Source organism: Ruegeria sp. BG9, from assembly GCF_056538305.1.
The window spans coordinates 42,652-55,627 of sequence record NZ_JBQFSY010000005.1; the positions used below are offsets into that span (position 1 = coordinate 42,652).

At 56.9% G+C, this 12,976-nt stretch carries 11 protein-coding genes; 3 read left to right on the forward strand and 8 right to left on the reverse strand.

Features of this window, described 5'->3' with window-relative positions; genetic code table 11:
- Positions 1-20: 20 nt before the first annotated feature.
- On the reverse strand, positions 21-875 hold the full coding sequence (locus tag ACR0I8_RS09780; RefSeq protein ID WP_170690188.1) for a class I SAM-dependent methyltransferase: 855 nt from the start codon (positions 873-875) through the stop codon (positions 21-23).
- 40 nt (positions 876-915) lie between these two features.
- Here ACR0I8_RS09780 and ACR0I8_RS09785 point away from each other — a divergent pair, with 40 nt between their 5' ends.
- Entirely contained in the window at positions 916-1,683 is a 768-nt protein-coding gene (locus ACR0I8_RS09785) for a DUF5765 domain-containing protein (protein WP_170666963.1), read from the forward strand.
- Positions 1,684-1,817: 134 nt separating this feature from the next.
- On the opposite strand, the gene ACR0I8_RS09790 is transcribed toward ACR0I8_RS09785, so the two are convergent.
- Positions 1,818-2,444, reverse strand: a complete 627-nt coding sequence (locus ACR0I8_RS09790) for an adenylate/guanylate cyclase domain-containing protein (protein WP_170376947.1) — start codon at positions 2,442-2,444, stop codon at positions 1,818-1,820.
- Between the two features lie 322 nt (positions 2,445-2,766).
- Here ACR0I8_RS09790 and ACR0I8_RS09795 point away from each other — a divergent pair, with 322 nt between their 5' ends.
- Together ACR0I8_RS09795 and ACR0I8_RS09800 are read left to right on the forward strand one after the other, a co-directional pair.
- The gene (locus ACR0I8_RS09795) at positions 2,767-3,474 is read left to right on the forward strand and encodes a response regulator transcription factor (RefSeq protein ID WP_170376948.1); all 708 of its coding nucleotides are present in this window, start codon (positions 2,767-2,769) and stop codon (positions 3,472-3,474) included.
- A complete protein-coding gene (locus ACR0I8_RS09800; RefSeq protein WP_170690192.1) occupies positions 3,471-5,612 on the forward strand; it encodes an ATP-binding protein in 2,142 nt (713 codons plus the stop codon). The genes ACR0I8_RS09795 and ACR0I8_RS09800 overlap by 4 nt, the downstream gene beginning before the upstream one ends.
- Positions 5,613-5,621: 9 nt before the next feature.
- Here ACR0I8_RS09800 and ACR0I8_RS09805 read toward each other — a convergent pair whose 3' ends face one another.
- The 6 genes from ACR0I8_RS09805 to ACR0I8_RS09830 all read right to left on the reverse strand — a co-directional run bounded on the left by ACR0I8_RS09805 (position 5,622) and on the right by ACR0I8_RS09830 (position 12,942).
- Positions 5,622-7,628, reverse strand: coding sequence for an adenylate/guanylate cyclase domain-containing protein (locus tag ACR0I8_RS09805; protein WP_480703097.1), 2,007 nt, complete (start codon positions 7,626-7,628; stop codon positions 5,622-5,624).
- A 202-nt stretch (positions 7,629-7,830) separates the two neighbouring features.
- Entirely contained in the window at positions 7,831-9,096 is a 1,266-nt protein-coding gene (locus ACR0I8_RS09810) for an ABC transporter permease subunit (protein ID WP_170690193.1), read from the reverse strand.
- A complete protein-coding gene (locus ACR0I8_RS09815) occupies positions 9,093-9,899 on the reverse strand; it encodes a taurine ABC transporter ATP-binding protein (RefSeq protein ID WP_170376956.1) in 807 nt (268 codons plus the stop codon). Before ACR0I8_RS09815 ends, ACR0I8_RS09810 begins: the two co-directional genes overlap by 4 nt.
- A gap of 69 nt (positions 9,900-9,968) precedes the next feature.
- Positions 9,969-10,964: an ABC transporter substrate-binding protein gene (locus ACR0I8_RS09820; protein WP_170690195.1), complete on the reverse strand. Its 996-nt coding sequence runs from the start codon at positions 10,962-10,964 to the stop codon at positions 9,969-9,971.
- 331 nt (positions 10,965-11,295) lie between these two features.
- Entirely contained in the window at positions 11,296-11,676 is a 381-nt protein-coding gene (locus ACR0I8_RS09825; protein WP_170376962.1) for a carboxymuconolactone decarboxylase family protein, read from the reverse strand.
- A gap of 168 nt (positions 11,677-11,844) precedes the next feature.
- Positions 11,845-12,942, reverse strand: a complete 1,098-nt coding sequence (locus tag ACR0I8_RS09830; RefSeq protein WP_170690197.1) for an aromatic ring-hydroxylating oxygenase subunit alpha — start codon at positions 12,940-12,942, stop codon at positions 11,845-11,847.
- Positions 12,943-12,976 lie beyond the last annotated feature (34 nt).

The following is a 12,976-nucleotide window of genomic DNA, read 5'->3' on the forward strand; positions in this document are numbered from 1 at the left end:
AATGCGTTGCGGTTCCCGGCTCAGGCGTCGGTTCGGGACAGCTCCAGAAACATATAGGGCTGTATGTTCTCGAATGGCCAAACGCGGACCACCTGCGTCAGGCCCAGTTTCTGTGCCCCGCGCCCGATCGTGTTGAACACTCCAATATGTTCCTGAAATACCGGATCATCGTTGAATCTGTCGATCATGCGGTCGGTGATCTCAGACCGCACGCGCAGGCGCAGGCTTGACCCTTTTAGGTGGCGTTTGATCTGGGCAAGACGAACGAAGTTGAGGCTGTTCCACAACCCATGAACTTCGTAGGTGTCCTCAACCCATGTGATCCGCTTTCGAAACAATCGCCGTGTCAGGGTCTTTGAGCGAAGCGCGGGGATGTTGAAATGCGGCTCATACGGGAAGCCGTAATTGGGGCACAGGATCAGGCAGCGGCCCTGTGGGACCAGAAAACGCGGCAGAGTATCCAGGAAATGCCGCCAATCCGGCAAATGCTCCAGCACGTTGACCATGTAGATCAGGTCATAGGGTTGCGAGGGCGTGTAGGCCTCATAGGTGCTGCGTTGGATATCTCCACCCAGTTTGGCGGCGTGATCCAGAACATGCTCCATCGGTGCGAAGCCTTCGGCGAAAGGCTCGATGGCGTCCAGTGCGATGTTTGGGTTCCGTTGGCGCAGCATGGTTAGTAGGATACCTGCCCCGCAGCCGATCTCTAACGCCCGCGCGCCGGGTGGTAGTGCGCAGATTTCAGGGTTGAGATTCTGGAAATGAAACCGTGCCGCGCTGAGCCAGATGTCTTTCAGGGGAAAGTCGAACCGCGCGAAATCCTCAAGAATGTCGTCGACCGAAAAAAGGCTTTCTTGAGGGCTGACCGAATGCATACTGATCCCAAGACGAGTGGTTTGAAGGATTGATATAACAATGTGTTGGAGCGGGCCAGCGTCCTATACCATCGCTGCCGTCGGGGTGATCGCTACCGTCAAGGCCATACGACAAGGCGAGAGCCCGTTGCTCTGGTCTCCGCTGGTGTATTTCACCGCGATTGAGGTGCTGCAGGGCTATTCCTATTCCGTCGAAGGGCAATGCGCATTGCCCCAAAATCAGGTCGCCGCGTTGCTGGCCTATATACATATCGCCTTTCAGCCGCTGTTTACCGGCATTCTCGCGTTGTATTTCATCCCAAAGGATGTGCGCGGTATGATAGCTCCCGTGGTCTTAGGTCTTGGCGCAGTTACTGGAGCGTATCTGTTGCTGCAAATTTATCCGTTCGAGTGGGCAGGCCCGTGCCGACCGGGTCGTCTTTTGTGCAGCGATCATCTGTGTGTGAAGGCGGAAAGCTGGCACATAGGGTGGCATTTGCCACTGAATGATCTGGGTGAAAGCCTGCCTGCAAGGATTCTTGGGCAGCAATATGATCTGAACTTCCCGGTCTATTTTACGGTGATGTTTCTGCTGCCCGCCGCTCTGGGCGCATGGAAAGTCGCGGGGTTTCAACTGCTTATCGGGCCCACGCTGGCCTTGGCCTCAACCGATAGCCCTACGGAAATGCCTGCGATCTGGTGTCTGTTCTCGCTGGGCATTGTCATGATGATCGTGTTCACGCCGCTCAAATCGGCGCTGCAAGCAAGATCATGGCCTTTGTGGACTGTGCTGCGCTGGGTGAACGGGACCAATAAAAAACCACTCTAATACCCTAACAAACCGTTCACCCGCGCATCACTTTCTTTACCTCGTGCCTAACCTGCGAACCGCAGTTCCGATCTGGTCGGAGACCCGGTTCCCCCTCAAGCCGGTGGGAGGCAAGAAACTCTATGGAGGCACGACTACGTCTCGGCGTCATCCTCCAGTTGATACAGAACCCAATCGTCACGCAGGCCTTTCAGCTGTTTGGGGCCAATTTCCTGAAACTCCAGTCCCAGACCCAAAACCAGATCGCGCACGGTGCTGGAAACCCATGTCTGCCCTCCCGGTGTCAGGCTAAGAACACGGGCCGCGATTGCGATCGCGATGCCGGTCACATCGTTGGTGGTGCGCAGACACTCTCCACAATGAATACCGGCCCGAAGCTTTAGGCCGAGCGCGTCTGCCGTGGCCCGAAAGGCCTTGGCGCAAGCGATGGCGGCACTGGGGCGAGGAAAGATCGCCAGCATGCCGTCACCCATCAGTTTCACAAGTGTGCCTTCGTGTTCTGCGACAGTCTCAAGCGCTGCCGTATCCAGAGTGTCCATGATATCGCGCCACTCGGCATCGCCTAGACGCGCGACGATCTCGGTCGAGTTTACCACATCGGTCATCATGATTGTGACCAACAGGCTTTTGTTTTCACCATCAGCCTCGTATTCGGCGATATTGTCCTCGAACGTTTGGTCGATCAATGCGCTCGGCTGAGGGTGGATGATCGTCGGGCGAACCGGAAAGGTCTTCACGACCGCCGGTTCGTTGCTCTCCATATCAACGACTTCCAGAGTGCTATGCTTGCTGCATGGCGCCGGAAGTTCAGACAGTTCGGGATCGTCGATGGGTTCAATAATTTCAAAAGATGTATTCAACATAACTGCACCAACAAATCGGGACGTTGAGACAGAGATTAAAATCAAATTGTCACCAAACCGCGATGCAGATGTTAACCAGATGTTAACAGGCCCGGTTCTTACGCACGCTAGGCTTGTGTCCGTGGCTGAACATATTCCAAAAAGAGTGTGGGGATGGTTTGGACGAAAACACTCACACGTGCCAAGCTGTGTTTAGAAACAGACAGGTAGGACCGCAGAGTTGAAGAAGCTGAACGTATTGTTGGTAGAGGACGATCCGTCATTGCTTGCTCTGACGTCCGCGCTCCTTCGACCGCATTACAATGTTCTTCAAGCGTCCAATGTTGCGGATGCGCGTGCGACGCTGGCGTCTCAATCGGTGGATATCGCCCTGCTGGACCTCGGGTTGCCGGATGAGGACGGTCTGGTACTGGCGCGATCGATGCGGGCGAAATCAGCGCATCCACCGATCATCTTCGTGTCGTCCCGCAATAGCGCGAGTGATAAGATCAGCGGGTTGGACATCGGGGGTGACGACTATCTGACCAAGCCCTTTGACCCGGATGAGCTTTTGTCCCGGATCAACGCAGTGCTCAGACGCACAAACCCCCAGGCTCAGATGCCCCGGCAGGATAGCAAAGTCCGGCTGGGAGAGATCGAGATTGATCTGGACAGTCGACAGGTCTGGAATGCCCAGCACGAGGTCATACCCGTCACACGGGCCGAGTTCGACGTGCTGATGGCTATCGTAAACGCGAACGGTCGGGTGCTGTCCCGGTCGGTGTTGCTGGATGCGGTCGCCCTGTCGCCGGATCATGACGCCGGAGAGCGCACGATTGACGCTCTGGTTGCCAAAATCCGCAGGAAGCTGTCGGACGGCGGCGATGGTCCCAAGATTATCGTGACGGTTCACGGGGTCGGCTATCGTCTCGGGGTGACGCGACAGTGAAACCCCGGGCGTTCATATATGATGAACCGATCAACGCGGTCACCCAGAACTTTCTGGACAAGAAGTTTGAGGCCCAATACCGCGATTGGTACTTCGAATCCACACGTGGGCAATTCCGCACTGCGCTGCTGTTTGGAGCGTCTTTCTACGTCGTCTTTGCTTTTCTTGAAGTTTTTGTTCTCCATTCCCGCAGCTTCTCGGGTCAGGATCTGGCCGTTTGGGGTGCGCGGCTGTTCATCATCTCGTTTATCTTTGGGCTGTTCTTTTTCTCTCACAAACTTCCCGCGCGTACTTTGCCCGTGATCATCTCGACCGGCTGGTCGATGATGTATCTGGCCATCTGGGCCGCCTTCGCCTTTTCCGGGGACCATGAATCCAAGGATTTTCTGTATCGCTTTGCGCTGATCAGCCTTGCGGGCACCGTGTTTCTGCCCTTTGTCTTTTCCCACTCGGCAGCGTTGCAACTTTTGCTGTTCGTGCCGGTCTCATACTATCTGGTGTTCGACAAAACGAGCCTGAGCAGCGGGATGGACACCTGGATCGGCCCCTCCTTCGTTCTGGCTTCCACTGTTTTGATTGGTCTTTATGCCAAGTTTTTTTCCGAACGCACGCTGCGGGCCAATTTCGTGCAGAGCGTCTATCTGGAAAAGGCGCGCAACGATGCGGAAAAGGCGAATGAGGCGAAATCCCAGTTTCTGGCAACCGCAAGTCATGAGCTGCGCACGCCGCTGAATGGCATCGTCGGCAATATCCGCCTGATCAAATTGACCCCGCAGGACCCTGAGTCTCTGGACCAGAGACTGGATGAGATTGAACGCTCCAGCCTTGCGATGCGCAATCTCATCGACGATGTCCTCAACATCGCGCGTCTTGAGGAAAAGCCCGAAGATCGCGAGTTCCGCACCTTCAACCTGTCCGAGGTTCTGCAAGACCTCGAGGCCGTCTTGCGCCCACTGGCACGGTCGAAGAACGTACAGTTGATCATCCCGCAGTTTGACGATGGCGTTTATCTCAGTGGCAACAGTGGCCACCTGAGGCACATCCTGCTGAACCTTCTGGGCAATGCGGTGAAGTTCACCAATGAAGGCTCGGTCACGTTGTCATTTGAGCAATCAAAGCAGTCGGTGGCCTTTACAGTCAGCGATACCGGGATCGGTGTGCCCGAGGACCAAGTCAAGGATATCTTTGAACCCTTCACGCAGGCCTCGAACATCGACTCGCGCAAAACAGGCGGAACCGGGTTGGGACTTTCGATTGTGCGCGGGCTTGTCTCAACGCTGAATGGGCAGGTGTCAGTCAAAAGCAATCTGGGCGAGGGGACAGTGTTCCGGGTCGAAGTGCCTTTCCACGCGGCCCCGGCCCCGAGCCCGCAATCCGAAATGGCGGGTTTTGCAGCCACGGTCGGGACGAAGCAAAACGTTCTGATCATCGAGGACGACCCGACCAGCATGGAGATCCTCAAAAGCCTGTTGGAGAGAGATGGTCACACGGTCACAGCAGCGGCCAACGGCAAAGAGGCGATTGCCCGCTTCCGTCCAGATGACACAGATTGCATTCTGACCGATATCCGCCTGCCCGACACGACCGGCGTTCAATTGGCACGTAACCTGAAACAGATTGCCAAGGAAGCGGGACTAGACAAATCGATCACGACCATCGCCGTGACGGCCAACGTGATGCCCGAAGATCTGGATGAATACACAAATGCTGGCTTTGACGCGGTGGTCTCCAAACCTCTGGATGAGCGGGTGCTATATGGTGCCATGCGGGCCTCACTCGGGCTGCCGTCGTCCGAGATATCCTATATTCCAAACACCGATGACACCAAAGAACGCCTGAGGAAATTCCTGAGCAATGAAGAGTTGGAGCAGGTTTTCCTGACATTCCGAGAATCGCTCGAAGACTGCTATGTCGAGCTTAAGAAAGCCCAAGGCCAAGGCGACAGGGACCGGATCGAGTTCCTCGTTCACCGGGTCTATGGCAGTGTGTCCAGTTTTGGTGAAACGGAATTGGCCGCCAAGGCACAATCGGTCGAGGGGCTTTTGCGAAGCGGCGCCGAGAATTATAGCGCTGAGTTGGACAAGCTAATTCAATCCTGCGGGCTCGTCATTCAGGATCTGAAACGACAGGCCTCGTGATGCAGTTTCTTAAAGCGCGGCCTGCGCCCGTTCGATCATCACCACTGATGCCGGGTCGCCACCGCGTAGGGTGTCGGCGGTTCTGAACGCGTCGATGGCTTGGGAAAATCGCCCGGCCCGGAAATGCGTCAGGCCAGATTCGTAGGTCGCGATCCAGGCAGGCGGTTCAGGCGTGTCGCCGGCTATTGCGATCAGTTCAAACACGACCAATTCCTCGGTGCGGCCCACGATCTCCATCGTGTCCAATTCACGGGCAATGATCGCGTCGCCCGCTTCGCGCCGGGTTTCGGGGCCGATCAGGATTGCGGTGCCGTAGGCTTTGTTGACTCCCTCCAACCGGCTGGCCACGTTCACAACGTCGCCAATGGCGGTGTAGTTCAGGCGATGCTCGGACCCGATATTGCCAACAAGCGCTTCTCCGCTATTCAGCCCGATGCGAACATGTAGAGCCTCGTCCGACTGGCTTTGCAAGGCTGAGTTTTCAATGTCTTCAACAAGTTCCAACGCGGCACGGCAGGCGTGTTCCGCGTGGTTCGGATTCTGCCTTGGCGCACCCCAGAAGGCCATCACTGCGTCGCCGATGAACTTGTCGAGCGTCCCGTCATGGCGTTCAATCGTTGAGGAGGCCGCGTTAAAGAACGGCTCCATCAGTTCCACGACCTTTGGGCCGTGTTTCTCAGCCAGGCCGGTGAAGCCAGACACGTCGCAGAACAGGACCGAGATTTGTTTGGTCTCGCCACCGGGTTGCGATTTCACACCTGCGGCGACCAGCATTTTCACCAGATCGGTCGGCACATATTTCCGAAAGGCCGAAAGCCCTGCCGCCATGCTCGCCGTCGCGGCCGATAGATTTTCAAGTTCTACCAAACGCGAAGGACGCCGTGAGACTTGTTCGACATCGAACCGCTCAATCCGGCTGAGGTCTTCGGCGACGCGTGACAGCGGGTTGGCGACGACCCGGCGCACCAGCCAGATCGCGGCGATGGTCGCCAAGGCCACCACACCCAGAAGGATGTAAACCAGATTTATCAGCGTCCGGTCGATACCTGACAGAAAGGCCGATTCAGGGATGACCGTCGCCACACGCCAGCCATAGAACCCCAGCGGTGTCAAAGCGACTGCATAAGCCACGTCGTCGTACACGACCCGTTTTGTTAGGGTGCCCGCAACGACCTCGTCTGCCTCGGCCAGCAGTTTCTGGCCCGAGAGTTTCGCCACTTCGTACAGCTCTCCCTCGCCCATGCGGGCGGGGGTGATTTCGTCCGCGTTGGGATCGGGCACGGCAATGACCTTGCCGTCAGCGCTAAGGATAAAGGCCGCGCCGAACTCGCCGGGGCGCAGGGATCCCAGAAAGCGGGACAGGCGGTCGGTATCAATGGCAACCGACAGCACGCCTTGCCGCTGGCGGCGAACGTCGATTGGGCCGGAATAGGCAAACACCGTCTTGTCGCTGTTTGGCAGATCACGCACTTCGATCCAATCCGGTGTGTCGCGGTCGATGAAGTTGTCATACCATGGGTGTTCGCGTGGGTCGTAATCTGTCTCGGAAAAGCTGCGTTCTTCGAACTGGATGTCGCCGGGGATGAAGATATAGCGGTCCCGGCGCAGCTTCCTGTCGTGAATGTTCTCGTCGATCTCGATCATTTCAAGCCCGCTATCCCCCAGCCGGTGGGCTGCAAAGAAATTACCATCGGGCCAGCCGAATGTGATCCATGAGATATTTGGCTGAGATTGCAGCTGAGACAGAAACACAAATTCCCGCTTGTCGGCCTGACGTGTCTCGATCACGTTTTGAATGAAGATCGTCCGGACAGCGGCCCAGGCAGCCTCGGCGGATCTGAGGGTCAGGCCAACCTCGATCCGGACGGTGTTCGATATCTGGCTGTTGATCTCGGCTGCCAGCATCTGACTGTTGTCCCGCGCCGTAGACCACCACAGGGAATGCACGATGAAGGTCGACACGCCGATGGATAAAGCGACGAGCATTGACACAGCGATCCCAACGGTGACACGCATTGAAGCTCCACGGCGACCTACAGTGACTGGCGCTGCGATGCGGACAGTCAGGTTCGAGGTCAAGTCTAGGGGCTGCAACCGTCAGTTGCCAGTTGGTTTCAATCTGCGCGCTAACTTGTGTAGTTGGCGAGAGAAACGCTTGGACAGAAAAACCGGCAGATTGACGAGCGGGTCAATCTGCCGGTTTTTTTGGTATCTTCGGTCAGCTACGACCTTTCCATGGAACCAGCACGTTCTCAGCCTTGCGCATCAGGATATCGATGCCGTAGCCGATGATGCCAATCAGCACGATGCCCATGATCACGATGTCGGTCAGCTGGAATTTCGAGGCCGCGATGATCATCATACCAGCCCCTTTTTGCGCCGCGACCAGTTCCGCCGCAACAACCGTGCCCCAGCAGACGCCCATCGCGACCCGCGCACCCGTGAAGATCTCGGGCAGAGAGTTCGGGACGATCACATGACGCATGATCTGCCATTTGGATGCACCCAGCGAATAGGCCGCGTGGATCTTGGAGATATTCACACCCGAAACTCCCGCACGGGCGGCAATGGTCATGATCCAAAGGGCGGCAAGGAACAGCAGAACGATCTTGCCAGTCTCCCAGATCCCGAACCAGATGATGACCAGCGGGATCAGCGCCAGCGGAGGGACAGGTCGCATGAACTCGACAATCGGGTCGAACCAACCGCGGAACCAGCCCGACAAGCCCATCGCATAGCCTAGCGGAATACCTACGATAGCCCCGGCGATGAAGCCTGCGATGACCCGCAGCAACGACCAACCCAAATGCTGCCAGAGCGAAAAGTTCTGATAGCCTTCGTTGGCGATCTCGAAGAAACGCGCAACGACCGTTTCCGGTGCAGGAAGCCAGATCGGGTTCATTTGCAAACCCTGTGCTGGGGTAAAGCTGATAGCGCCCTTGCCGGTCAGCGATACAGTGCCGTCGCCAACATTGACTTTTGCGTCAGAACCGATCGGATTGCCATTGATCGCGATAATCTTTGCGCCATCTGCGCGTTTGGCGTCGTCGTTCTTGTCAAACAAGATGGTCGAAGACCGCCCGGTTGGCGCAGCAAATGCATCGTCTTTGGCGAAGCCCGTACCGGGATCAACCTCGAAATCTTCGGCGTCTTCTCCGAAGGGTGGGACGCGGATGAAGACGGTGGCGTCATCAGTCGTGCCGTCTGCATTCTCGACGGTGTAAGTAAATTGGGTTTCCCCCACAAACGGCCCCGGAACGTGCAGGGGGATCAGTTTTGATCCTGTGAATGCCGCCCAGATCACGAAGATTACCAGAATCGAGATGATCGAGGCTGCGCGATCCGCGCGCACAGCGCTTTCATCGCCAAAGGTCACGGTTTTCAGGCTGGTAAAGTCCTGACGGCTTTGCAGGCCCTTGCGCAACAGGTGAACGATCAGAAACGCGCCGCCGAACAGGCCGATATAAAACAGAAGTACGATCATGATGCTTGCTCCGTCCGGCCCATGATTTCTTCTTCCATTTCCCAGATCATCGACAGGATTTCATCTCGGGTTTCGGCGAAACCTTCGGATTTTTTGACATCGCGAAGGTCGGCGTTCACGCCGCGTTCCGCGAAAGGCAGATTGTATTCCTTGTGAATTCGCCCCGGACGCGGGGCCATCACGATCAGGCGCTCGCCTAGCAACAGGGCCTCCTCGACCGAGTGGGTGATCAGGATGATGGTCTTGCCGGTCTCTTTCCAGAGTTTCAGGACCAGCCCCTGCATCTTTTCCCGGGTTAGCGCGTCCAACGCGCCCAAAGGTTCATCCATCAGGATGACGTCAGGCTCATTCGCCAGACACCGTGCCAGGGCCACGCGCTGCTGCATACCGCCCGACAGCTCATAGACGGCCTTTTCCTTGAAGTCCTGAAGGCCGACGACCTCAAGAAGATGGTCCGAGATCTTATCGCGCTCTTCCTTGGGCATGCCCTTCATGCGCGGGCCGAATTCCACGTTTTCGCGCACGTTCATCCATTCGAACAAGGCGCCTTTCTGAAACACCATGCCGCGTTCCGCGTCTGGCCCTTCGACCACGTGGCCATTTAGCTCGACCCGGCCCGAGGTGGGCGCAAGGAAGCCCGCGACGATGTTCAGCAACGTTGTCTTGCCGCATCCTGAGGGCCCGAGGACCGAGACCAACTCACCTTCTTTAAGGCTGAGCGTGACGTCCTGAAGGGCCTGTACCGAGGTGCCGTTGGGCAAGTCAAAGCGCATGGACAAATCAATGATGTCCAGTTCAGGCATTCCGTTTCCTTCCTGCTGTTGTTTCCGAAGGCCAGTCGGATGACCGGCCCCCGGAATATGTATGTTGTATTAGTTGGACGCGGCCGCCAGCGGCGCGCTGTTTACAGCGCCCTCATAGGAGTCCAGCGCCGAGTCGATGCTGCCTGCATCCACAAAGACATTGGCGACGCCGCCCATGAACTCATGCGCGCCACCACCCAGCCATTTTTCAGACAGCTGCTCTTCGGCGGAGGGGAAGGTGAAGGTCGCGATGGTTGCCTCGGCATCGGCCAGGTCCATACCTGCATCCTTTGCGATCACGGCCAGCATCTCGTCCTTGGACTCACCCGCGTTCCACTGCGCGTTTGCGTCAGCAGTCACTTTGAGGAACTTGGACAGCAGTTCCGGCTCTTCCTCGATGAACGCGGTTGGTGCGCTTGTGACGTCGAACACCAGAATGCCAAGCTCTTCCTTCTCAGCGCCGGTCAGCAATACGTTGCCATGTTCAGTCATACGACGCAGAGCGCCACCCCAGCCGCAGACCATGTCCAGATTACCCTGAGCAAAGGCTGCCGCGCCGTCGGCGGGTGCCATGTCGACGATCTCGAGCGAGCTGGTATCCACACCGAAATGGGCCATCTGCGACAGGAACCCATAGTGCGCGGCCGTGCCGATCGGCACACCGACTTTCTTGCCGTTCAACTCTCCGGCGTTGGTTTTGTCGATTTCCAGCGCTTCGGCCACGACGCAGTTGTCATTGTCCGAATAGCTAACCGCAACATCGACGGCCTGCAGGTCCTGACCAGCTGATGTGGCCACAACGAACGGCGGAACGCCTTGGCTTACAGCGATCTGAACGTCGCCGGATGCCATAGCAGCCGACATCGCAGTCCCGGTGTCGAAGGACACCCAGTTGATCTTGACGCCCATCTCTTCTTCATAGGTGCCATTGGCTTTGGCGTATTGGAACGGCATCGGCCATTCGAGGAAATAGGCAACGGTGATTTCATCCGCAGCCGTTGCTTGTGATGCCGAGAAGGCGGCAAGACCGGCGCAGGCCGTTGAGAGCAGATACTTTTTGATCATTGGTTTATGTTCTCCCTGTTGTGATGATCATTTTTTTATATGGCCCGACTTTTTGTCTGACCGATACCTGAGACAATAGACCCAAGATGGTGAAACAGCGAAACAAATTGTGCTGCGGCGCTGTATAAACCGGGGGCAGAGCTGCGAAATTGGGCGCGAAGGCGCGCAAAATCCATTTGGCGGCTCTGCCGGGAATTGCTGTTCGTTTTCAACATGGTCTCATGTTGAACCGTCCCCAAGCACAGTTGAGTCAAAGACGTCTGGCCAAGCGGGATTGCGCTGGTGCCTGTCGCCGGAATCGACATCTCTGAACGCTGTTCGAAAGCGGGCGTCATAGTAGATCCCGTTCCTCCAACACCTTGCGCGCCACACGGAAACACTCCAGCGATTGGGGAACACCGCAATAGATGCCGACCACGTGAATGATCGACTGGATTTCCTCCTTGGTGACGCCGTTGTTTAGCGCTCCGTTACAGTGGATCTCCCATTCATGCATCTTGCCCAACGCACCCAGCATGGCGAGGTTCATCATCGAGCGCGTCTTGGCGTCAATTGTGTCATCGCCCCAACCAAAGCCCCAGCACCAGGCGGTCATGGCCTCCTGAAACGGGCGGGTAAAGTCATCCGCCGCCGCAAGGTTCTTTTCCACATATTCTGCGCCCAGGGTCGATTTGCGTTGCTTTAGCCCGGTTTCGAACAGGGTGTCATCCATAGGTCTTCCTCGTGATTTTGCGACCCGTTGACTATTGGTCAGCCAATCTGGCAGACGGGTCTCCTGCCAGATGGGACTTGCCTTTATATCCAAATTCAAAAGCAATGAGTCGCAGGTCAACCAGCGCATTGGCAGGTTCTACCGTACGGAATCCAAAAGCGTTTCAGGTCAGGCGGGTGTGTCTACGCCGTCCCGCATCCACTGTTGCAGCCGGGCGATGGAATGTTCGCTCATCACGCCGCATTTGGGGTCCAGAACCAGTGGGCCGGGCACATAACCCTTGGACTTGAGGCCGCGATACACGGATTCGACCAAGCGAATATCCTCGGCCACGGTGGTCTCGCGATCCTGAACGGCCAGCCCGCGGATCACATCGCTTTCATGGCCGCCTTCCGTATACCAGCCCCGCCAGACGGTACATGTGTCGACGGTTTCGGCCCGCCAGTGATAGGTGTTTAGCACATTCCCCGGATAGCACTGGAATGAGAACATGGGCCACAGGAACCACGATTGATAGTCGCCAGCATGGGGCACCGACAGGTCGATCGGATAGGTCATCTTGTCCAGCGCTTGACACTCGGTCGTGTGGCGCAGCACGTAGCCCCCTTGTTCGTCAGGCCGGATGTCATAGGTTTCCGGCTTCACCACGCCCTCGGCAAAGGTCGGATGGTTCGATGGGCAGTGATAGCATTCCGAATAGTTCTCGACCGAGACCTTCCAGTTGCAATCCTCCGGAATCTCGACCCATTCCAGCGGCGCGAGGTCATCTATATGGGGTACGAATTCGGCAATCTCTTCGCGCACGCCAGGGTACCAGTCGTCCATCGAGGCGGCATTTTTGTCGAGATTGACGAAGATGAACCCCAGAAAAATCTCGGTCCGAACTTCGGTCAGGCAGATTTTTTCCCGTTCAAAGCCCGGGACCGATTTTATGTTGGGCCCTGCGCGCAGCCCGCCCGTCAGCTCATACGTCCATTGATGATAGGGGCAAACCACAACGCGAGTGTTGCCGGTTCCGGTCACCATCTCATGCGCGCGGTGTTGGCACACGTTGTAGAAGGTGCGCACCACCTCATCCCTGCCGCGAATGGCAAACAGGTTCTGCCCGGCAATCTGAAAGGCAAAATAGTCGCCTACATTCGGGATATCAGCCGCGTGTCCTGCGAATTGCCACGTCCGCGCCAGCAGCCCGTTCATCTCATCTTCGAAGATGGCGGGATCGGTGTAGTAGCGGGCCTCAAGCGAGTGGGTGAGCGGCTTGGTCATGATGGATCCTCAACTTGGAAACCGAGGGGCTTGC